The organism is bacterium (genome assembly GCA_035549195.1).
Classification (GTDB): domain Bacteria; phylum Oederibacteriota; class Muellerivitia; order Muellerivitales; family Muellerivitaceae; genus DASZRK01.
Map to the genome: position 1 here is coordinate 20,084 of DASZRK010000060.1, position 21,938 is coordinate 42,021.

22 protein-coding genes are annotated in these 21,938 nt (G+C 55.8%); 17 read left to right on the forward strand and 5 right to left on the reverse strand.

The genetic code is table 11. The features are described from left to right. Positions 1-4 precede the first annotated feature (4 nt). Entirely contained in the window at positions 5-1,195 is a 1,191-nt protein-coding gene (locus tag VHE12_10785; protein HVZ81261.1) for a methyl-accepting chemotaxis protein, read from the forward strand. Positions 1,196-1,345: 150 nt separating this feature from the next. Continuing rightward, a complete protein-coding gene (locus VHE12_10790) occupies positions 1,346-2,275 on the forward strand; it encodes a tetratricopeptide repeat protein (protein ID HVZ81262.1) in 930 nt (309 codons plus the stop codon). 6 nt (positions 2,276-2,281) lie between these two features. Here VHE12_10790 and VHE12_10795 read toward each other — a convergent pair whose 3' ends face one another. The 3 genes from VHE12_10795 to VHE12_10805 form a co-directional block, all read right to left on the reverse strand. Continuing rightward, positions 2,282-2,992, reverse strand: coding sequence for a glycosyltransferase family 2 protein (locus VHE12_10795; protein ID HVZ81263.1), 711 nt, complete (start codon positions 2,990-2,992; stop codon positions 2,282-2,284). 177 nt (positions 2,993-3,169) lie between these two features. Next, entirely contained in the window at positions 3,170-4,486 is a 1,317-nt protein-coding gene (locus VHE12_10800; protein ID HVZ81264.1) for an NAD(P)/FAD-dependent oxidoreductase, read from the reverse strand. Continuing rightward, a complete protein-coding gene (locus VHE12_10805; GenBank protein ID HVZ81265.1) occupies positions 4,483-5,544 on the reverse strand; it encodes a lysylphosphatidylglycerol synthase transmembrane domain-containing protein in 1,062 nt (353 codons plus the stop codon). The genes VHE12_10800 and VHE12_10805 overlap by 4 nt, the downstream gene beginning before the upstream one ends. Before the next feature lie 170 nt (positions 5,545-5,714). Here VHE12_10805 and VHE12_10810 point away from each other — a divergent pair, with 170 nt between their 5' ends. The 7 genes from VHE12_10810 to VHE12_10840 all read left to right on the forward strand — a co-directional run bounded on the left by VHE12_10810 (position 5,715) and on the right by VHE12_10840 (position 11,211). Then, positions 5,715-6,761: a tetratricopeptide repeat protein gene (locus tag VHE12_10810; GenBank protein ID HVZ81266.1), complete on the forward strand. Its 1,047-nt coding sequence runs from the start codon at positions 5,715-5,717 to the stop codon at positions 6,759-6,761. After that, complete coding sequence (locus tag VHE12_10815; GenBank protein HVZ81267.1) at positions 6,736-7,401, forward strand: uracil-DNA glycosylase family protein; 666 nt, start codon at positions 6,736-6,738, stop codon at positions 7,399-7,401. The genes VHE12_10810 and VHE12_10815 overlap by 26 nt, the downstream gene beginning before the upstream one ends. A gap of 94 nt (positions 7,402-7,495) precedes the next feature. Further along, the gene (locus VHE12_10820) at positions 7,496-8,947 is read left to right on the forward strand and encodes a leucyl aminopeptidase (protein HVZ81268.1); all 1,452 of its coding nucleotides are present in this window, start codon (positions 7,496-7,498) and stop codon (positions 8,945-8,947) included. A gap of 131 nt (positions 8,948-9,078) precedes the next feature. Then, entirely contained in the window at positions 9,079-9,627 is a 549-nt protein-coding gene (locus VHE12_10825) for an RNA polymerase sigma factor (protein ID HVZ81269.1), read from the forward strand. A 17-nt stretch (positions 9,628-9,644) separates the two neighbouring features. Continuing rightward, positions 9,645-10,052, forward strand: a complete 408-nt coding sequence (locus VHE12_10830) for a hypothetical protein (protein HVZ81270.1) — start codon at positions 9,645-9,647, stop codon at positions 10,050-10,052. Between the two features lie 15 nt (positions 10,053-10,067). Continuing rightward, positions 10,068-10,532, forward strand: coding sequence for a periplasmic heavy metal sensor (locus VHE12_10835; GenBank protein ID HVZ81271.1), 465 nt, complete (start codon positions 10,068-10,070; stop codon positions 10,530-10,532). A gap of 121 nt (positions 10,533-10,653) precedes the next feature. Further along, on the forward strand, positions 10,654-11,211 hold the full coding sequence (locus VHE12_10840) for a hypothetical protein (GenBank protein ID HVZ81272.1): 558 nt from the start codon (positions 10,654-10,656) through the stop codon (positions 11,209-11,211). 66 nt (positions 11,212-11,277) lie between these two features. Here the strand turns inward: VHE12_10840 and VHE12_10845 are convergent, their stop codons facing one another. Continuing rightward, complete coding sequence (locus tag VHE12_10845) at positions 11,278-11,889, reverse strand: urate hydroxylase PuuD (GenBank protein ID HVZ81273.1); 612 nt, start codon at positions 11,887-11,889, stop codon at positions 11,278-11,280. A 185-nt stretch (positions 11,890-12,074) separates the two neighbouring features. On the opposite strand from VHE12_10845, the gene VHE12_10850 reads away from it, so the two are divergent. Both VHE12_10850 and ychF read left to right on the forward strand, forming a co-directional pair. After that, a complete protein-coding gene (locus tag VHE12_10850) occupies positions 12,075-12,953 on the forward strand; it encodes a hypothetical protein (protein ID HVZ81274.1) in 879 nt (292 codons plus the stop codon). Between the two features lie 108 nt (positions 12,954-13,061). After that, complete coding sequence (gene ychF / locus VHE12_10855) at positions 13,062-14,156, forward strand: redox-regulated ATPase YchF (GenBank protein HVZ81275.1); 1,095 nt, start codon at positions 13,062-13,064, stop codon at positions 14,154-14,156. On the opposite strand, the gene nth is transcribed toward ychF, so the two are convergent. Continuing rightward, positions 14,146-14,790: an endonuclease III gene (gene nth, locus VHE12_10860; protein ID HVZ81276.1), complete on the reverse strand. Its 645-nt coding sequence runs from the start codon at positions 14,788-14,790 to the stop codon at positions 14,146-14,148. The two genes, ychF and nth, sit on opposite strands and share 11 nt — an antisense overlap. A gap of 64 nt (positions 14,791-14,854) precedes the next feature. On the opposite strand from nth, the gene VHE12_10865 reads away from it, so the two are divergent. The 6 genes from VHE12_10865 to VHE12_10890 all read left to right on the forward strand — a co-directional run bounded on the left by VHE12_10865 (position 14,855) and on the right by VHE12_10890 (position 21,936). Further along, entirely contained in the window at positions 14,855-15,895 is a 1,041-nt protein-coding gene (locus tag VHE12_10865; protein HVZ81277.1) for an ABC transporter ATP-binding protein, read from the forward strand. Positions 15,896-15,968: 73 nt separating this feature from the next. Continuing rightward, complete coding sequence (locus VHE12_10870) at positions 15,969-16,748, forward strand: ABC-2 family transporter protein (protein ID HVZ81278.1); 780 nt, start codon at positions 15,969-15,971, stop codon at positions 16,746-16,748. Position 16,749: 1 nt separating this feature from the next. Then, entirely contained in the window at positions 16,750-17,547 is a 798-nt protein-coding gene (locus tag VHE12_10875) for an ABC-2 family transporter protein (protein HVZ81279.1), read from the forward strand. A gap of 82 nt (positions 17,548-17,629) precedes the next feature. Then, entirely contained in the window at positions 17,630-19,891 is a 2,262-nt protein-coding gene (locus VHE12_10880) for a CHASE2 domain-containing protein (GenBank protein ID HVZ81280.1), read from the forward strand. Between the two features lie 129 nt (positions 19,892-20,020). Next, positions 20,021-20,800 carry a FecR domain-containing protein gene (locus tag VHE12_10885; protein ID HVZ81281.1) on the forward strand — a complete coding sequence of 260 codons (780 nt, stop codon included), beginning with the start codon at positions 20,021-20,023 and terminating at the stop codon, positions 20,798-20,800. After that, positions 20,797-21,936, forward strand: a complete 1,140-nt coding sequence (locus VHE12_10890) for a hypothetical protein (GenBank protein ID HVZ81282.1) — start codon at positions 20,797-20,799, stop codon at positions 21,934-21,936. The genes VHE12_10885 and VHE12_10890 overlap by 4 nt, the downstream gene beginning before the upstream one ends. Positions 21,937-21,938 lie beyond the last annotated feature (2 nt).

Consider the following 21,938-nt stretch of genomic DNA (forward strand, 5'->3'; position numbering starts at 1 on the left):
CTTCATGAAGATAGAACCCACATCCATCTTTTTCGATACTTGGTTCTTATTCCCTATCGTGGGCGGATTTTTAGGGTTTTTCCTTCCGTTGGGGCCCCTGGCAGGGGTTCCGGTGGGAGCCCTTCTATCTTGGACCCTCGGATATATCCACCACCGCCGCTTGTCCGCCCGGCGGTCCCGCGACCTTCGGAAACTTGCCGATCATCCCAATTGCCCCGAGGAATTGCGTTCGGCCCTCAGCCAGGGAAACCTCCCCGAGGAGCCGTCCCTCTGGTTTGTTCGATCCCTCCTGGAACGCGGGACCCCGATCGCCTCCGTTGCCCCCGATCCCTTGGCCATTGTGCCTTCCGCGCTCCGTCGTCCGGTCGCCGAGGAGGAATGGCGTTCGTTCTTCCAGGAATTGGATGAACTGAACAGATCGGTCCACAATTTCCGGGAAGTGACCCGGGATTGGGCCTCTGGCATTGAAAAGGCCGGGAGGATCAACCGCTCGGTCCTTCAACTCAATGAACTGATCGTCAACGACAGCAAAAAGGTAGCCCAGGACACGGACGAGGCGGCTCGCTCGGCCACGGAGGGGATCAAGTCGGTGGGGAAGGAGATCAAGGCCATGACGGACTTGAAGGCCACCATCGGTTCCTCCGCCGAGGTCATCCAGCAATTGAGCCTGGCATCGGACCAGATCGGCGATTTCCTGGCGACCATAACCACCATTGCCCGAAAGACCAATCTCCTCGCCTTGAATGCGGGTATCGAAGCGGCCCGAGCTGGGGAGCATGGGCAGGGATTCGCGGTCGTGGCTGCGGAGATCAAGACCCTCGCGGAAGCTTCGGCCAAAGCGGCGGGAGATGTCAAGCACCTGGTGGATGACATTCGTTCCAAGACCTCCAGCGCCATTTCGCTCATCAGCACGACCGGGAAGATCGAGGAGAACGTCAATGTGGTCTATAGCGCGGGGGACGTCTTCATGAACATCGTCAAGTCCATCCGCAAGGCAGGAGGTCTTTTGGGGGAGATATCCCAGGCCCTGGAGGATCAGCGGAACGACAACGAGCTCCTTTTGCAATTGATCAACCGGATCTACCTTTCGGGTGACCAAGTCCGGGACCGATTCGTGGTGGTGGAGGATGGCTTGGCCCAACTCCAAAAGGTCTCCCAGCAGCTAAGGTCCGCGGTCGATCAGGGAAAGGGCTGAAACCTTCCGGTTTGGAAGGGTCAACCTGGGCAGAGCGCCAAAAAAATTGACAGGTTTTGAGACCGGGGGGTAAAGTATCCCCTCGCAGGATTGGATTTTTTCGGTTCCGAAATCGATTCCGGGGAACAAAAAAGAGCTCGAGGTCTTTTCATGATCGTCTGCCCTGCCTGCCATGCTGAAAATCCGGATGGCACGAAGATATGCGTTAAGTGCGGCACCGAACTGCCCAAGGTGGCGGCCGCCAAAGCCAAGGCCGAATCGGAACCCCAGGAAGGGGGCTATCAAGCTCGGGACCTGGGCCGCGATCTGGTGGAGCTCCTATGGCTCTTCCTGATCATCCTTTTGGTTTGCGGCGGTTTTTGGGGTGAATTGACGCATTGGACGGGGCATTTGACCGAGCGGCAAGAGGCCAAGATGGTGGCCCCGGAAGAACCTGTGAAACCGGCGCATCATGCCCGGGGGAAAGCCCCCAAGAAACCCATGGTAAGCGAAAGACCGGTCGAACTAGGTTCGCCGGAAGGTTTCTATAAAAAAGGACAGCAACAGTATGATGCCCATCATTACCAGGCCTCCTTCGACTACTTGAAGAAGGCTTTAGAGATCGATCCTACCTACGCTAAGGCCTATTTCGCCCTGGGGTATCTCTATTCCCGCTTTGACATGGATGACCCGGCGGTCCGGATGTACAAGATGTCCCTGCGTTTCGATCCAAACAATGCCCAGGTCATGAACAATCTCGGGATGCATCTGAAAAGAGAGGGGAATTACGAAGAGGCAATGCCGCTGTTCCAAAAGGCCGTCGAGGCCGATGGCCAGAACGCGGATTATCTTTACGACCTCGGCGACGCGTATTTGGACCAGAGCCAATATCCGGAAGCGCTTGAGCACCTGAAACGAGCTTCGGAATTAAAACCCGAGGACGCCGCCATCTACGACGATATCGCCATTTCTTATGAGAAGATGGGGAAGAGGGAGGAGGCCTTGGAGGCTTGGCAGAAAGTAGCCCAGTACTCGAAGAGCCCCGACCTCACCCAGAACGCCCAGACCCACATTCAATTCCTCCAAACCAAGGCCGATTGAGGCGATTCAGCCCCGGGGCTGGTCCTTGATCTTGCCGTAAAGCTTGAAAAGTTCCTTGAAGGCCCGAAGGATCACCGAAAGTTTGGCCCCTGTTTGGGTGCCCGCCGTGCGGGGATAGTGGGTCACCCCCACTTCTACGAAACGGAACCCCGCCCGGTTGGCCCGGGCCAGAAGTTCGGTCGAGACCATCGCCCCACCGGCCGACAGTTTTACCTTGTTCACCACTTCGCGCTTGATGAGCTTAAAGGCGCAATCCACGTCCCTCACTTTGAACCCGAACAAGAATTTCACCAGTGAACCCCACATGAAAGCGTTCAATTTACGGTGCCATGGGTCCCGGCGGTTCTTGCGGTAGCCCAGGATCAGGTCCCCTTCATCCAGCTTCTCGATCAGAAGTGTCAATTCCCTCAAGTCGAATTGCAGGTCGCCGTCGGTGAAAAAGACCAGATCGCCCTTACTGGCGTTGTAGCCGGAGATGACGGCGCCCCCATAACCCTGGTTCTTTTCGTGATTTACGGGATGGACGTTGGGGTCGGCCTTGGCGAGGCGCTCGATGATCTCCCAGGTCCTATCCTTGCTCCCGTCGTTCACGGGAATGATCTCCCATCTTTCGGCCAATTCAGGGAGGACTTGTTGGGCCGTGTTCACCATCCGTTCGACATTGGCTTCCTCGTTGTAACAGGGGAAAAAGACCGAGAGGTAGGAAACCTTGGGCATGACCGCTCCTTCAAGCATGAGTTGGGAAAGCTTGGAACGCTGGAAATACCAGTGACGCCTGCATTATTGAGTGACCCCGAACGCTTTTCAAGTTCAGCGTTCGGGGGCCACTTGAAAAGGCGAGCATCCATGGAACGAGAACGGAAGGGGAGCGACTTTTTAGGCGCGTGGGCGAGCCTATTCGTGGAAAGCGGGGATCTCGACGCTGGGATCCACCAACCGGGCGGCCTTGTTCCCGACATCCACCGCGAAATTGGTTCCGCGGTCCTCGGGGTAGACCAAGGCCATATTGGCCAAGGTGAGCCCTTGGATGGGGGTTTCGTAGGTTGGTTTTACGTCGCTGTAGTGGAGGGGGACGACCGGTTGGGCGAAAAGGTCCTGGAATAGGAAGGCCTCTTCCAGCCAACTCTCGTCGAATTCGGCATTGATCTTCTTGAGGTGGGGAAGGAGTTCCTGCAGGATCTCCTCCTTCTTCATTTTGAAATAGCGGTGGTCCTGGGGAAGATAATTGCCCACGTACATGATGTGTTTGCCCTGGTACCATTCCCTAGGCGCGAAATTGGTGTGTTCGATGAGGGCCAGGATGGGGATATCGGCGTCAGCGATGTTGATCCAATAAAGGTCGCTGAACTTCCGTTTCAAGACCAAGACCAAGCATTGGGCTCCCAGGAAGTCCAATTGGGTCAGGCGTTTGACGTAATCGGCCGGAAGTTCCGGACAGGTCCGCAAGAAAATGGGGGTCGCGGCCGCAAAGATGACCTGGTCGAAATCCTTGATTTTCCCGGACACCTCCAATCCTTTGATCTTGCTGTCCTGGGTCAGAACCCTTTGGATAGGAGCGCTGAGGTTCAATTGGACCCCGGCTTCCTTGGCGGCCTTAGCTAGACCGTCATGGAACACCTCGAACCCTCCTTGGAAATAGCCGAGCTTTTCCTGGGACCCTTTCCGGGAGGAAGCGCGGGTGTGGATACGGGCCCAAAGCCAGGCCATGGCCACCTTATCGGCGTATTTCCCGAACTTGCCCCGTAATAAAGGCTCCCAGATCACCCGCCAAATGTTCGGGCCCGAGTATTTCCTCATCCAGTCGGAAGCCGTGACAGCCTCGTACTTTTTCCAATCGTTCACCTTTCCCAAGTAGAGGGCCTGGACCCCGAACCAGATCCTTTCCCAGAAAGGCAAAGGGGTGAAAGCCAGCAATTGCTGGGGGGTACCGAAAGGGTAGAGCTTGCCTTTATAGGTGAAGCCCATTTGGCTGGTCAGCCAATGGAGGCTGTCCCGGAGACCCAATTCGTCGACCAGGCCCCGGATGCAGGTATCGCTGGTGAAGATGTGATGGTAGTACTTTTCCAGGGAGGTCCCGGCCACCTTGAACCCCGCCGCCAACCCGCCCACGTGGTCGGCCGCCTCGAAGACCTCGACCTGGTGGCCTTTCTTGGCCAAACGATAGGCCGCAGTCAGCCCTGAGACCCCGGCGCCGACGATCCCGATCCTCATTTTGAAACCTTTCTTTTCTTCGGTCTTAAGGTCTTCTTGGTCCTGGGCGCAGGTTTATCGTCCTTCTCGATCGCGTTCAGCTGGATATGTTCGTGCCGGTAGAAATAAAAACCCAGGAGGGTAATGGGGATCAGGACCAGGAAATGGACCAAGAACATATAACCCACCGCGGTCTCTTTCTGGACCCCGAAAGGCAACAGGAGGGCCACTCCAATGAACTCGAAAAGCCCGATCCCGCCGGGTGCGTTCGGGATCAAGATCCCCAGGTTCACGATGGCCATCAACAAGGCCGAGGACCAAAGGGTCAAGGGGCTGGGGGCAATGCCCATGCCGACCCCGAAGAAATAGTACGAGGTGAATTCACAGGCCCAGGCGACCAGAGAAAAAGTCAGCACCAAAATGGATTCCTTGGCGCTCTTGAGGATCGTCAGTCCATCGATAAAGGTATGGGCCAGCTTTTCCATGGGTTCGTGGAACTTGGAAGGGGCAAGTGAGATGAAGAAACCGATGACCTTGATGGCCAGTTCTTTGAAGAGGAGCAGGCCGAAAAGGATCAAAAAGGCGGAACCGAAGACCCAGGGGGACCAATCGATGGCGTGTTGGATGCTGGCCGGCATCGTGGATTCCTGGATGGGTAGGTGGCCCAGGCTCAAGGAGGCCCAGAGCAGGATGATCATGGTCAAGCCGTCGAAGAGACGTTCCAGGATGATCGTTGCAAAGGAGGCGCTTCGGCTGATGCCCTCCTTGGTCCCGTTCAGATGGGCCCGGATGAATTCCCCGGCACGGGCCGGAAGTACGTTGTTGGCCATGAAACCGACGATGAGAGTGGGGAAAAGGGAGGTGAATTTACACTTTTTGATGGGCGAAAGAAGGACGACCCACCGGAAACCTCGGATGACGTACCCGAACATATAGATGGAGAGGGCGGGAACCAGCCAGATCAACTGGAAATGGGCCAGTGCGGCCAAGAATTTGTCCTTGTCGATGTTCCGGAACAGGAAATAAAAGGTAAAGAGGATGAAGGCCAAGCCGATCCAGGTACGTTTTTGCTTGAGCATGAAGAGGATCCTTTGGGAGCGCCGGGTGGTTTTGAAAATAATACATTCGTGGCCCTAAAACAAAGGAATTATACCTAGGCCGGTGTCGGGCATGCGTGAGATTCCACCCTGAAATCTTTTTCCGAAGTAAGATAGAGGCGCCTTTGGATCGTTTATCTCGGGAGGGTGAAATGCTCAATCTTGGACGTTGGGTCGTTCTGGGGATGTTCTTGATCCCTGTGGGTGCCGGCGCTCAAAGCGATAAAGGGGCGTCCGCCCAGGTGGAACCTTCTTACGGCAGTTTCAAAGAAGCTTATTCCGCCGGTAATGATGCCCTCAAGGACCGCCGGTTCAAGGACGCGGCCAAGGCTTATGGTGCGGCCGAAACCCTGGCGTCGACGCCCAAGGGAAAAAGCCAAATGGCCAATGCGCAAGGATGGGCCTTGCTGAAGGCGAAGGATCTGGAAGGGGCCCAAAAGGATTTTTCCCGTGCGGTGGAGCAGGACGCCGGGAACAAGGTCGCACTCAAGAACCTGGGCGTCGTGGAATACCACCTTTATGAATATGGTTTGGCGGATGCCGTCATCCTCGCGGATGTGATCAAGAACCTGGAAGCCAGCGGGGACGACCCGGAGCTTCTAGAGCGGGCCAAGGCCGATCAGACCCGCGAAGAGAGTTATGCGAAATCTACTCCGGAACCTGCGCCTGATCTGACCCGGATGGGTTTCAAGGAACTCTGCGCCTACGGAGATAAGATCCAGGAAGAAGGCCAGTTCAAAGAGGCGATGAAGGTCTATAAAATGGCCGAGGATGCGGCGCATTCAGCCGATGCCAAGGGATCGGCCGCCAATCGTCAGGGCAAGCTGCTTTTAGATACCCATCATCCGGCGGATGCGGTCCCTCATTTTGAAAGGTCCCTTACCTATAAATTGAGCGATAAAGAAAAGAAGGTCTTCCTGAACAGCCTTGGGGTGAGTTACCTTGCGATCTATGATTCGGGGAAGGGCAAGGGGGGAGAGCTTAAGAAGGCGGTCGATTGTTTTTACCAGATGAATTCGATCGATCCCTCCTATCATCACGACAATTTGGAGATGGCCCTGGATGAATTGAGGGAGGTCGATCCGGAAGCGGCTAAGGCCTATTCGGCGAAGGATGAAGGCGCTTCGGACGGCGACAAGAATGCCAATGACACGAGCGATAAGTCCAAAACGGATGGGGACAATAAGGACGGCAATTAACGGAAAGAGAGGCCTTTCCGCCGAACTGGGGGGGCTTCATCGCAGGATCCGATCCTGTTCCCTCTGTTTTCTGCATGGGGGGAACAAACCGGTCCCTGGAACGGGCAAAGCTGAAAAGGGAGGGTTGTTCCTCCTGGGCCAGGCGCCGGGCGTGCGGGAGCCCTTGGCCCAAAAGAATTTTGCCTGGACGGCCGGGAAGAGGCTTTTCCAGTGGTTCCTCACATTGGGAATGACCGAAGACCTCATCCGCCGCAATGCTTATATCACGGCGGTGACCAAGTGCTACCCGGGCAAAGCCTCCCATGGAAAGGGCGATCGGAAGCCCAATCCTCGGGAAGTGGCCCACTGCGCACCTTTTCTGGAAAAGGCCTTGGAGTTGTTGGCTCCGACCGTGGTCGTTCCGATCGGGGGATTGGCCATCGAGCGCATCCTGGGCCCTCTTCCTTTTTCAGAGGCCATTGGGAAGGAGTTCCGCCAAGAGCTTCCGGCCGGTCCCGTTTGGGTCATCCCCTTGCCACATCCTTCGGGAGCCAGTCCTTGGCCTTATTTACCGGGCAATAAGGAAAAACTGGACCGGGCTTTGGGGTTGATCAAGCGACGGCTCCAAAGGCAGGGTCTTTACCGACAGTTCGTTCCTTAAAGATCCAAAGATCCACGACTTCCAATTTCCCCGATATTCACTTATATAAGATGGGCATCCGAGAACGACTTGAAATTTCCCGGGAGGGACCGTGATGGAATTTTCCGTGAACGCTTCCAAGAACTTGAAGACCAAGATCGGGCTGGCATTCGATTCGGATACTGGGATCGTGAACGATCCGGGTAAAAGCGGGACGACCTTGCGGGCGGAGATCGCCCAGGAGGGGTTCCAGGGGAAGACCGGACAAAGTGGGGTTCTCCACACCCAGGAGATCCGTTGGGTCCTATTGGGTCTTGGGTCAAAGGGGGAGAAAAACCTGGAGGCCTTTCGAAGGGCAGGCGGCCGGCTGGCCCGTAAAGCCCGAGAATTAAGGGTCGAAGAGGCCACTATGGAATGGCCCCGTTCTTTCGGGGCCGAATTCCTTAAAGCCTTCGCCGAGGGAGCGATCCTGGGTTCCTATCAATTCAACCGCTATAAGACGCAAATGAAGGACGCCCCGAAAGGCCTTCAAACACTGGACGTCCATGTAGCCAAGGAGCAAAAAGGGCAGGTCGTGAAGGCCCTTGAAGAGGCCAAGCTCTATACCTCGGGTGTCCTGTTGGCCCGGGACCTGATCAATGGGGCCCCGAGCGACGTGACCCCCAGGGTCTTGGCCGATGCGGCCCGGAAAATGGCGAGCGGTGCCGTCAAGGTCAAGATCTTCGGCAAGGCCGAGTTGAAGCGGATGGGAGCGGGGGGGATCCTGGGGGTCAATATCGGGAGCGCCCAGGAGCCCTATCTGATCCATTTGCATTACAAACCCCGGGGCAAGGCCCGTAAGTCCGTGGCCATCGTGGGCAAAGGGATCACTTTCGACTCGGGTGGCCTTTCCCTGAAGCCTGCCGGTTCGATGGAAACCATGAAAATGGACATGTCAGGCGCCGCGGCCGTCCTGGGTGTCTTCAGCCAGATCGCCAAGCTCAAACCCTCGGTGGAGGTCCACGGCATCATCGCCACCACCGAGAACATGCCCGGGGGCCGGGCTTATAAGCCGGGGGATGTCCTCAAAGCCATGAACGGCAAGACCATGGAAGTCTTGAACACCGACGCGGAGGGACGCCTGGTCCTGTCCGACGCCCTTTCTTATGCCGTTGAGCGGAAAGTGGACCAGATCGTGGATATGGCGACCCTTACGGGAGCTTGTATCGTGGCACTTGGGTCCCTGGTGACCGGGGCCATGGGGAACGACGAGGCCTTGATGGCCCAGGTCAAGGCCGCCACGGAGAAGGAAGGCGAGCGGATCTGGGAACTTCCCTTGGTCCCGGAATATCGGGAGGACATCAAGAGCAAAGTGGCCGATATCAAGAATATTGGGGGCGGCCGCGAGGCAGGCTCCATCATCGGCGGACTTTTCCTCCAGGAGTTCGTCGGGGAAACGCCTTGGGTCCATTTGGATATCGCCGGGCCGGCCTATTTGGAGAGGGAGTATCCTGCCGTCCCTTACCTGGCCTATGGAGGGACCGGATTGATGGTCCGCAGTCTTTTGACCTTCCTCCGGGATGCCTAAGGGCTTAAAAAGGGCCGAAAGAACGTGATAAACCTGTTCCGGCCCAAGTTACTCGTAGGGACGGGAAAAGCCCTTATTTGGAACCGAAAAGACCGTTGGGCCGTCCAATGTTCAAGAGAACCAGGTGATCCATGACGGAATTGGAAGCCATTGAGCGCTGCCAAAAAGGGGATGTCTCTGGGCTCCAGGTGCTTTTTGAGCTTCATCGCACCAAGGTCTATAACCTTTCCTGGCGCATGTTAGGGTCTCCCCAGGACGCGGAGGATGTGCTCCAAGAGATCTACCTGAAAGTCTTCGACCGGATCGGGAAATACCGGGGTGATTCGGCCTTCAGCACATGGTTGTATCGGATGACCACGAACCATTGTTTGGACATCCTTCGACGAAGGAAGATATTGACGTTCCTCGGTTTCGAGAACACGCCCGAGGCGGAAGATAAAAAGGACAGCGAAAAAATCCCTGATCTGGGGTTCAGTCCGGCCATCCTCCGGGCATTGGGCCGGCTGCCCGGAAAACAAAAGGCCTGCCTCTTGATGTGCGAGATGGAGGACATGAGTTACGAGGACATCGCGGTGGCGTTGAAGTTGTCCTTGGGGTCCGTGAAGTCCAACATCCACCGGGCCAAGGCTTTTTTAAAGGAGGCCCTGGAAAAAGAGGGCCTGAGCAAGGAAGATGTCTGAACGAAGAGGGAGTCGTTATGCAGAAGTCGAAGATCGAGAACCAGATAGAACGCGAGATCCGGAAGATGGGAAAGATCCAGTCCCATCCCGCCGTTTTCGAGAGGGCTTGGACCCGGATCGAGGAGCGTTTGGCCGAACCGAAAACCCATTGGGTCTGGAGGCCTTGGGGCCATCCGGTCCGTTGGGTCGCCATGGCCGCTTGTCTGTTCTTGGCCTTGTCGGCCTATTTCTATCAAGGGAATATGGACGATAACAGCGAGATCGCCACTCATTTGATCAATGTTTCGAACCCGATGGGGGCCATGGTCCGGGACCAGAATTTGATCAAGGTCTCCACTTTATTGTCCGATAGTTCACCCCTGACCCCCGCGATGACGGACGAGGTGCAGGTCGATGAGTTGGCTTCCGACGCGATCTTTCTTTAGACCGGGAGAGCACCGATGAAAAAGAACCTTGGGTTTTCGATCCTGCTTTTGACAATGGTTTTGGGAGGCACCTGTCTTTGGGCGGATGCCCCCTCGGCCACTCCTGCGGCCCCGAGGTCCGGAGAGGCCACCCAACCCCGGTTGACCCGCAAGGAGTTGATGGACAAACTCCAGGTGACAAGGGAGCAGAAGGCCCTTTTACGTAAGAACCGGGCCGCTTACCGCAAGCAGATCGCGGTCCTGGAGGGTCAATTCAAGGTGAAAAGGGTCGAGCTTGAGAATGAAATAGAAAAACCGGAACCGGACCCGGACCGGATCGACCAATTGACCTCCGAGATCGGGGCCCTTTTGGCCAAGAAATACAGCGCCCAGATCAAGGCGGAGCTTGAGATCGAGAAGAACATCCTCACGCCCCAACAGGTCGACCAATTGCGGAGTTTGCAAAGCCGGGAAGTTTTCGTCCCGAACGACATTTTTTAAGCCATTTTTTGTAAGGTCCACCCAGGTGGAACCAAAAACCACCCAACAATTTTGACGGATGGTTTTTGGCCCGAACCTTACGCTTTGACAAGTTCCCCCTCGATGGTAAAATTTTTTTACCATGAGCCTTCTCGCCAGTCTCGCTTCGCCCTTCCTCAACTTTCTCAAACGGCTTGTGCGCCAAGTCGAAGTGAAACGCTATAAAGATGCCCTCCGCCGCAACCCTCAAGATCACCAACTCCGGGCCCGCTTCGCGAAATATTGCCTGAACCATTATTTCGAGGATTCTTCCTCGAAGCTCCATGGGGTGGAGGCCGTCAATCAGTTCGAGAACATCGTCCATTCCGATGTCCTGGACCTGGAGGTCTTCTACTTGATGGGGAAGTTCTACCAAGGGAACGACAACGAAAAGGCCAAGGGGATCTACCGGCAGGGGATCAAACGTTACAACGATTATGTGGCCAAAAGCATCCAATTCCGTCACGAGCACGTGGAGACGGCTTTCGCGATCGCCTTGAATTTACTGACACTAGAGGCCAACCACGCCGATCCCGAATTGGAAAAGTTCTTCAAGATCGTCCGTCGCACCTACCTCAAGAACTTCCTGGAGAACAAGATCGAGTTCGATCCGGAGATCTTGGGCAATTCATCCTCGGGGATCCATCCCATCACCAATTGAATGACCGGTCCGTAAAATAAAAAAGGCCCTCGGGTTTCCCCTGGGCCTTTTTTATTTGTGCCGTTCTTAAACGTTGGTCGAGACTTTGGCGCCGATCTTGTAAAGATGCCAGGCCAGCGCGAAGCCGATGGCGACGATGACGAGGATCCAGATCCAATTGGAAGCCATGTCGAGGGTCAAGAAGGATAGGTGGGGCCCGGAAAGCATGAAGAACACCAGGGGAATGGAAAGATAGGTATTGACCTTCGAGGCGTTGGTGGCCCGGGTCACCAGTTCGGGTGCCGCCGGGTTGCCGGTCTTGATCCCATTGATGATCTTCCGTTGGGCCGGCCAGATGATGAACCAGACGTTGAACCACATGATGGTCCCGAAAATGACCCCGATGAGGATGGGGTTGGTCATGAACGAACCGTGACGGGCGCCCGTGGGCGAAAGATAAACGAAATAGATCAGCAGGAGGCCCAGGAGGAAGGTGAACATCGCCCCCCACCGGAAGAAGAAAAGGGCCCGGGGCATCAGTTCAGGGACCACCTTTTTCTTCGAGTCGGCGTCCAAGGTCTTGGCGAAGTTCGAGTTGACGAAATTGAAGAAATAGAGCAATCCGATCCAAAGTATCCCGGCCACCACATGAAGCCACCGGGTCACCATTTCGGCGAGATAAACGCCACTTGTTTCCATCCAGTCCTCCCTCTTGAAAGGTTTTTCGGTCTCGACTGCCTTACGGTATTCAGGGGTCCCGTAAATGTCAAGACGAGGTCATCCGATGTCCACCTTCCCGCTTTGAAGGCCGATGATGAAAGGCGTCGTTTTTGATACCATGAACTTCCGGCGGGCTTCCTTTACCCAAAGGGGAATCGTGGTCAATGAACGAATGTGAGCAGCTCCATCCTCTTTTAAGGGGATACCTGGGCGACACCTTGTCGGCGCGGGACCGACGGATGGTGGCCCGTCACTTGAACCTCTGTGCTTCCGCCCGCAAGGAACTGGACCGGCTTCGGGGAGGGAACCTCAAGAGCCCGGCTGTTTCGGCGAATCCTCCCAAGGAAAGCTGGGATTTCAAGGCGCTGCGCTGGCTCTTCAAGGGAAAACCCAAGGAAACCACGAAGACCCCTGAACCCGTGGCTTCCAAGAGAGCCAAGCCTTCCAAGGAATCTTCGGCCGTTTCATCCTCGCCGAATTCAGCTTCTGCTGTGGTCATGCCCGACCTGAAGCGCGCCCGTTCTTCGACCCTGATCCCGGTCCTGGGCGTTCTTTTCCTTTTCGTTGGGTTGGTGTTCCTGACCCACTTCATCCAGAACGCCGGTCAGAATTCCCTGGTCAAAGGGACCCAACGCTGGCTCTCTCGACACGGCATCACCGTTCTGGGAACCCCTTCCTTGGACCTTGTTCTCGACCTGACCAATCAGCCCCAATGGGGAGGCGTCACGATCCCCATCGCGATCCCTTACCAGGAGGTCATCGAGGACCAAGCCCACTACGATATTTTTTGGCATATCCTGGAACCGGGGCTGGAACCGCCGGCCGTGGATTTCACCAAGAATCAATTGGTGATCCTGACGCTGGGCCCCCGAGCGGGTTCCGGGCATTCGATCCATTTCAAACGGATGGAGAATTACGCCGACCGGACCGTTCTTTGGTACGATGACGCCCCGCCCGTCACCCCGGCCTCGACCCGCTCCTGGGTCCTCCAAATGATCCCCAAGCCTGCCCAGCAGCCGGTCCTGATCCAAAAGATCCCTTGAGCCGTTCCGGATGGGAACGGACGTCCACCTTTTAGGTTTTAAAAGGGAACAAAATCCTTAAACTGTGCCACTGTTCCTGTTGGATCATCCCTTTTTGGAGAAGACCGCTTGAAGATCGGAATCGTCGGCTTGCCCAATGTCGGAAAATCGACCCTCTTTAACGCCATTACAAAATCCAAGGCCCCAGCGGAAAACTATCCTTTTTGCACCATCGAACCCAATGTCGGGGTGGTGATGGTCCCCGATGAAAGGATCGATAGGCTGGCCCAGATGGAAGAGAGCGGTAAAAAGGTCCCGGCCATCGTTGAATTCGTCGATATCGCCGGACTGGTCAAGGGAGCCAGCAAAGGTGAAGGACTCGGGAACAAGTTCCTGTCCCATATCCGCGAAGTGGACGCCATCGCCATGGTGGTCCGTTGCTTCGAGGATCCCAATATCACCCATGTGGAAGGTTCCATCGATCCGGTGCGGGATATCGAGGTCATCCTGACCGAACTTTGTCTGGCCGATCTGGATACGGTCGATAAACGCCTTCAAAGGACCGAAAAGGGGAAGAAGGCGGGGGATAAAGAGGCTGTCGCCGAATGGGACCTGTTCCAAAGCGTGAAGAAGGTCCTGGAAGAGGGAAAGCCGGCCATGGCCATCCCCGCGACCCCGGAGCAGGAAAAGAAGCTCAAGGAACTGAGCCTTCTGACCCGAAAGCCCTTCCTCTTCATCGGCAATGTGGCCGAGGGGGACCTGGCGGACGTGACCCGGAACAAATATTACCAGGCGCTTTTGAAATATACGGACGCCCAAAAGGCGGCCTGCCTGCCCATTTCGGCCAAGATCGAGTCCGAAGTGGCCGAATTGTCCGAGGAGGAAGCGGCCCAATTCCTGGCCGACCTAGGCATCCAGGAACGGGGCCTCCACGCCATCATCCGCAAATCCTACGAAACCTTGGGCCTCATTTCCTTCTTCACGGCGGGCCCGATGGAATCCAAGGCCTGGACCATCACGAAGGGCACCTTGGCGCCGCAAGCGGCCGGGAAGATCCATTCGGACATCGAGAGGGGCTTCATCAAGGCGGAGGTCTATTCTTACGAGGACTTGGTGGCGGCCGGGTCCACGGTCAAGGCCAAGGAAGCGGGCAAACTCCGCACCGAAGGCAAGGAATACGTCATGAGGGATGGGGATGTCGTCCACTTCCGGTTCAATGTTTGACTTTTGGGCTGCTCGCTGACGGACACCACTGGGCCAGGGTACAGGCGCCGCATAGCGGCTTACGGGCATCGCAGACCTTGCGGCCGTGCTGGATGAGGCGATGGGAGAAGTGAAGCCATTCCTCCCTGGGTACGATCCGCATCAAGTCCTGCTCGATCTTGACCGCATCTTGATGCTTGGTCCAGCCCAGGCGGTTGGAGAGACGGGTCACATGGGTGTCCACCGTGATGCCTTCCGAGATCCCGTAGACTTCCCCTAAGACCACGTTGGCCGTCTTGCGCCCGACCCCGGGTATCTTCACCATCTCCTCGATGGTCCTTGGCATCTTCCCCTTATAGAGCTCCAAAAGTGCGTTCGCGGCCCCGGATAGGTTCTTGGCTTTGTTGTGGTAAAAGCCCGTGGACTTGATGATCTTCTCGATGTCCTTGATCTTGGCTTTTGCCAGCTTTTCAGGCGTGGGGAAAACCTTGAAAAGTTCGGGGGCCACTAGGTTCACCCTTTCGTCGGTGCATTGGGCGGAAAGAATGACCGCGCAAAGCAATTGGAAGGGAGTTTGGTAACGGAGGAAGCAGCGGGTATCCGGGTAAAGACGCTGTAGTTCCTTGATGATCCTGGAAGTGTTCGGGTTGGCCATGGAAAGCGGTGGACCTTTCTTAAATATCGTCCCGGAACATTGGAATTTCCCGGGGGCGCTTCCTATGATAACCACGCTTTTCGACCCTTTGGAACCGTTCAAGAAAGAGCACGACCGCATGTCCATCATCGAAGTGCAGGACCTGTCGAAGATCTATCGCACCCAGAAACGCCTCCCGGGCATCGGGGGAGCCTTCAAGGGACTTTTCAACCGGCAGTTCACCGAAATCCGGGCCGTGGATGGGGTCTCCTTTTCCATCGAGGAAGGGGAACTGGTCGGTTTCCTGGGCCCCAACGGGGCCGGGAAGACCACGACCTTGAAGATGCTGTCGGGAATCCTTTATCCGACGTCCGGAACGGCCCGGGTCATGGGGTTCACCCCTTGGGAGCGGAAGAACGACTATCGCCGTCAATTCGCCTTGGTCATGGGCCAGAAGAACCAGCTTTGGTGGGACCTGCCGGCCCAGGAATCGCTTTATCTCAATAAGGAGATCTATGGGGTGACCGATTCGGCCTACCAGGAAGTCCTGGACGAGATGACCGAGCTTCTCCAGGTGAAGCGGCTCCTGGGGATCATGGTCCGCGAGCTTTCCCTGGGCGAAAGGATGAAATTCGAGCTCATTGCCTCGCTCTTGCACCGCCCCCGGGTCCTTTTCCTGGACGAACCCACGATCGGCCTGGATGTGGTGGCCCAAAAGAACATCAGGGAGTTCATCAAGGACTACAACCGCCGCACCAAGACCACCATCGTCCTGACGAGCCACTATATGAACGACATCCAGGCCCTTTGTGACCGGGTGGTGGTCATCAACCATGGGAAAAAGGTCTTCGACGGGCGCCTGGATAGCGTTGTGGAAAAGTTCTCCCAATCCAAGCTGGTCACGGTCTCTTTCAAGGATGGGGAGATCCCCAGGGAAAAGTTATCCGTTTTCGGTGACTTGGTGGAACACACCCGGGTCAAGGCCATCCTTCGGGTGCCCCGGGACAAGGTCAAAAATGCCTCCAATGAACTTTTGAACCAATTCGATGTGGATGACATCAATATCGAGGAAGTCCCCATTGAAGAGGTGATCGAAAAGGTGTTCGAGGGGGCCCAAGCTGGATAACGTTCAAGTCCTGCAGTCCAAACCACCGTTCCATAAGTATTGGGTCATTCTTTCCACCCGGACCCAAGAGGACATGGTCTACCGGGCCAATTACATCTTTGGCGCGGTCTTCCGGTTCCTTCCGCTGGTCACCATGATCTTCCTTTGGTGGGCGGTCTACAAGGCGCGCGAAGCCGAAGGGAACCCGGGGACCATCATGGGTATGAGCTTCGAGGACATGGTGGCCTATAACGCCTATATGTACATCGCCCGGGGCTTCTCCAGCATCCCCGGCACCATGAACGAGATCAGCAAGGACATCAAGGACGGTCTCCTGAACCGTTACCTCATCCGGCCCATGAGCTACCTCTGGTATCAGGTCAGTTATCGGCTGGCCCATAAGATCGTGTTCTGGAACGTCGCCCTTTTTACCTTCCCGTTCGTTTTCCTTTTCATGAACCTTTCGCACCGGTTCTTCACCCATGTGCCCACCGGCCTGGAATTGCTGGCCTTCGTCCTTTCCTTGGTCATCGCCTTTTGCCTGGGGATGCTCTTCACCTTTTCGATCGGGCTCTTGGCCTTCTGGTTCCTCGAGCTTTCGGGTTTTCTTTTCGTCATTATGATGACCGAGTTCTTCCTTTCCGGGCACTTGGTCCCCCTGAACATCCTGCCGGCCTCCATGCAGCCCTTCCTGCTCCATTCGCCTTTCGGTTACGAGGGTTATTGGCCCTGCGCGATCCTCCTGGGGAAGGTCCCGGCGGACCAACTGCCGCAGGTCCTGGGACTGGGCTTCCTGTGGGTCCTGGTCTTCTATGGGATCAGCCAGGTGATGTGGAGATCCGGCCTCAAGCGCTATTCGGCAGTGGGAGGCTGACATGGCGGACTTGGGTCGGTACCTGAGGCTGATGGGCCTGATGATGAAGAACTGCCTTATCCGGGAGATGCAGTTCAAGGCGAACTTCCTGGTGCGCCTTTTCACCGAGTTCATGTGGCTCTTCATGCAGTTCATCTATATCGAGGTGATGTACGGCCAGACGAACAGCATCGTGGGATGGACGAAGTGGGACATGATCGTCCTGGTGGGCACCAACTACGCCATTGCCCAACTCTTTGAGGCCTTCTTCTACGATAACTGCATGCGGTTGATCGACCAGATCCGCCAGGGCGACCTGGATTTCAACCTCATCAAACCCATCAACACCCAGTTCCTGGTCTCGCTGCGCTATACGGATTACTCCTCGATCCTCAACAGCACCGTAGGGATCGGGGTGGTCCTCTATGGTTTGAACAAAATGGGGGCGGCCGTGACCTGGTCCGGGGCCCTTTTGTTCGGGGCCCTGCTCCTGAACGGTATCCTCATTTATTACGCCATCCTTTTCATCCTTTCGACCTGGACTTTCTGGATCGGACGCTCCAACAACCTGATGGAGCTTTATTGGCAATTCGGCCAATTCTCCCGGTATCCCGGGGACATCTATCCCTTGCTCCTGAAGGGGGCCTTGCTGACGGTGATGCCCATGCTGGTGGTCTCGAATTTCCCAGCCCAGGTCTTTGTCCATGGCCTTCAAAGCGGATGGGCCCTCTACGCCTTTTCCCTGGGGGCGGTCTTCTTCGGCTTGACCGTCTGGATCTGGAAGAAAGGGCTTCAACGCTATCGGAGCGCTTCTTCCTGAACGTTGTCCCTCCGTAAGATCCGTCCGGTCCTGTGGAATGAAAAGCGTTGGTGGCGGGGAATTTCGCCCCTAAAATGCACCCATGCCCGAACCCCAGGCCCGTGAGCTCAAGGTCAATTACAGCAAAAAGAAGTCCTTTTGGATGACCCTCGGGGTCATCTTCCTTCTCCTCATCCTCAACCAGATGAACCTTTCCATTTTCCAGGTCATCGAATCGGTGACGGTGGACGATATCCGCTATCCGGTGCGTGGAGAACGGAAACCCGAGGCTCCGGTCGCCATCGTGGCCATCGACGAGAACAGCCTTCGGGAGATCGGGCAATGGCCCTGGCCGCGGTCCATCCATGCCCAATTGATCCGGAAGCTGAAGGCGGACGGCGCCAAGGTCGTCTTTTACGACGTCTTTTTCCCCGAACCGGAACGCAATCAGGCCAAGGCTTTCGGACAGTTGCAGACGCTCTTGGATTCCTCCATGCAGGGGACCAACCGGTCCACGAGGGCCATGAAGGAAAAGGTCCTGGAAAGTGTCCGGAAGTTCCAGGGCACCCAGGATGGGGATGAGATCTTCGCCCAGGCCCTCAAGGAGACCCATAACGTCCTGTTGCCCATCTTGACCCTGGGTAAGACGGAAAAAGCGGCCGAGCTGGACGAAGCGGACATGAATTTCACGGCAGCGGATTATCAACCCGAATTGGAGGATCACCCCTTCTGGAGCGAGAACTTCTTGGTCTCGATCCCCAAGCTCCAAAAGGCGGCCCTGGACGCGGGGAATATCCGGCCGGTCCCGGAGTCCGACGGTGTTTTCCGTTATTACCCCGCCATCATCCGGTATGGAAAGGAAGGGAAGTACATCCCTTTCATGGCGCTCCAAGCGGCGCGCTATCTGCTGGGGGTCAAAGATCCGATCAAGATCTACTCGGGCGACCATGCGGAGATCGGGGATCGGAAGATCCCCCTGCTGGATAACGATAACGCCTTCATCGACTATTGTGGGAAGCCGGGGATCATCCCGACCTTTTCGGCCAGCGACATCCTGAACGACCGCCTCAAGCCGGAGCAATTGGCCCAATTCAAGGGAGCGGCGATCCTGGTGGGCGCCACCGCCCAGGGCCTTTACGACCTGCGACCCACGCCCTATAGCCACGTCTCACCCGGCGTGGAATTGAACGCCACCATCGTGGAGAACGTCTATTCCAACCACTTCAAGGCCCTGGCGCCCGATTATTGGAAGCTGCTCCTGATCGTCCTGATGGCCATGCTGATGTGGTATTTGGTCCCCCGGTACAGTCCTTTCCTCGGGATACTGTTCTTCCTCGTCCTTCTGGTCGGGTATGTGGGGGTGGCCTGTGTTTGCTTCGACCATTTCAAGACGATCCTCAACGTGACCTTCCCGAGCCTTTCGCTCCTGCTGACCTTCATGATGCTGACCACCTATAAATTCAGGACGGAGGTCCGGCACAGCCGCTATATGAAGCAGATGTTCCAGAGCATGGTGGCGCCTTCGGTCGTGGAGGAGATCCTGAAACTGCCGGCCGGGATCGAACTGGGGGGCGAGGAAAAGAACCTGACGGTCATGTTCTCTGACGTCCGGGGTTTCACGACCTATTCGGAGAAACATACGCCCCATGAGGTGGTCGAGGTCCTCAACGAATACCTGACCCAAATGACCTACCTGGTCTTCCAGACCGAAGGGACCCTGGACAAGTACATCGGGGACGCCATCATGGCCTTCTGGGGCGCCCCGACCCATCAACCGGACAACGCCTACCGGGCTTGCAGTACCGCCCTGGGGATGGTGGATCTCCTTCATAACGTGCTCCATCCCAAATGGGAGTTGGAGGGCAAGGAAAAGCTCCAGATCGGGATCGGCTTGAACTCGGGTCCCATGGTCGTCGGGTTCGTCGGATCCGAATCCATCAAGAGCTATACCCTCATCGGGGATGCGGTGAACCTGGGGAGCCGTCTGGAAGGGACGACCAAGGAGTACCACGTCGAGATCATCATCGCCGAAAGCACCTATGAGCAGGTCAAGAACGACATGCTTTGCCGGGAACTGGACCTCATCAAAGTGAAGGGGAAGAACGAACCCATCCGCATTTACGAATTGGTGGATCACCGGCTGAAGGGTGCGGGGGTCAAAGAATCGAAGGTGAAAGCCTTCGAGGAAGGCCTGGCCCTTTACCGGGAACAAAAATGGGACGAGGCGGTCAAGGGGTTCAAGAAATGCCTCGAGCTGGATCCCAAGGATGGGCCGGCCGAGATCTTCATTAAACGTTGCGAACAGCTCCGCCAGAATCCGCCCGGAAAGGGTTGGGACGGTGTTTTCGTCATGAAAACCAAATAATCCCTATTTTTTTCTCGTTTTCCTTCCGTCCATTGTTTTTCAGCCTATTAATGCCATTTTGTTGGCGTTCCGATAGAATGCGTCACACCACTTCAACTCCTCCTTAAAATCCCAATTACCAGGGCACCCATGAAGAAATTACTGGTCGCGGCGTTGGCTTTGATCCTCATATCGGGTTTTTCCGGGACTTCAGCGGCAACCAAGGCCGGCTCCCAAGGCGTCATCACGGACCTGAGCGGGAAGGTCCAGATCCAGAACAAAAAAAAGAAAAGTCGTGCGGCCAAGAAAGCCTCGGTCGTTGCCGAAGGGGAGAGGGTCATCACTGGTTCCGATTCCAAGGCGACCTTGCAGATGTTCGACGGGTCCGAGTTGAAACTGAGCCCCGGGACCGAATTCCAGGTCACGAAAGTTGAAAGACCCGGGGGCGATGACAAGATCATGCACTTCAAGCTTCTTGTCGGCCGTGTCTTTGCTTCGGTCAAAAAGCTGGCCTCCTCGAAATCTTCCTTCGAGGTCGAGGCGGGCGGGGTGGTCTGCGGCGTCCGGGGGACCCAATTTGGGATGGACTACGATCCGGTCAAGAACAAGGTGGGGTTGGGGGTCTTTGAGGGTAGTGTCTATACCCACTACCACGGCCATTCCCAGATCTATGGGGCGGGCCAGAACGTGAATTTCCATGATGGTGAACCCGACCACCCGGGCAACGGGGGCAATGGGAACGGTGGCGCTAACGGGAAGGGGAGTGGGAACGGCGGGGGAAACAATGGGGGCGCCTTGAACGACCTTAGCCATCAGTTCACGGGTGGCTTGACGGGGAATGGGGACAAGGCTTTGAACGATCCCGCGGTGGAAGGTGTTCGCCACTTGTCGGTTATCGTGAATGTCGGGGCGGGGGAGACGGTCCCGTGAAAAATTCTGTTCCCGCATATATTTTTTCGATAGTCCTCTTGTTCCTGGCGCCTTCGGTTTCCAAAGCCGGTTATTTCTCCTTGGGTGAGAAAAGCTGTGTTTGGACGACTAATTTCACTGATAAGACCAATGGCAATGAGTTCTATTTCCCGATCGCATTCGATATCAATCTCAATCCTGATTTTTCGTTCTACGGTTTTTCCCAGTTTGGCATTGGGAATTATTTTTCGACCCAAAGCGATCCGAACACCATTCATGTCTCAAATCTTTCCGATTCGATATTAGGAACCGAACTGCGATTCAATAATTTCTCCTTGCCGGCCCTTCTAAATATTGGGGTGAATTTCCCAACGGGTAATACGTCATGGGAGACCGAGGAGATCACGGCGAACGTGCCGGTCATTTTCATGGACAGCCGGTATCACGGAAGGGGTCTGGGGGTCAATGTGATGTATGGACTTACCTTCCCGTCGGGAAATACGGAATTGGGAGTGGCCTGCGGGTACTCCTATTCGGGAGCCTTTAATACGGGAACGATCGGTAGTGCGTCGGGGGATGACGTCAAATTTGGGGACTCTTATTTCGTTTCCCTGAGCCATGTCATGACATTTGAAAAAAATAAAAGACAGTACCTTCGTCTATCGGCCTATTCCTTTCTTCCGACCCAATTGAACGAACAGGATTCCTATCAACCGGGTTTGAACCTGAACGGATCTTATAGCTGGGTGAATCCGACGGGTCTTTCGATCGATGTCGGCGCCCAGTACTTTTTCGCGTCTAAAAGATTGGATCTGTCCGCGGGCAAACTGGCGCAAGAATCGAACGCATATTATGCGCCTAAGCTTTATTTGATCCCGACTGTTCCGGTCGGCGATCTGGAATTGGTCGGTGATTTTAAATACATTCTTCCCAACGATTACCCGTTATCGGATGTCCTTCATGAGGGTGGCGGGATTTTGGCGGGTTTTGAACCTGAGTTGAAGTTCGGCCTCGATGGGACCAGCGATCTGAAAGTGAACGCTGGTTATGACTTCATCCTCCATCGCGATGTGCCGGCGAACGAATCAGGCACCACCTTTACGGATGCTTATTACAACATGTTCACTTTTGGCGCGACCTATGAGGTGAAGTTGTAGTT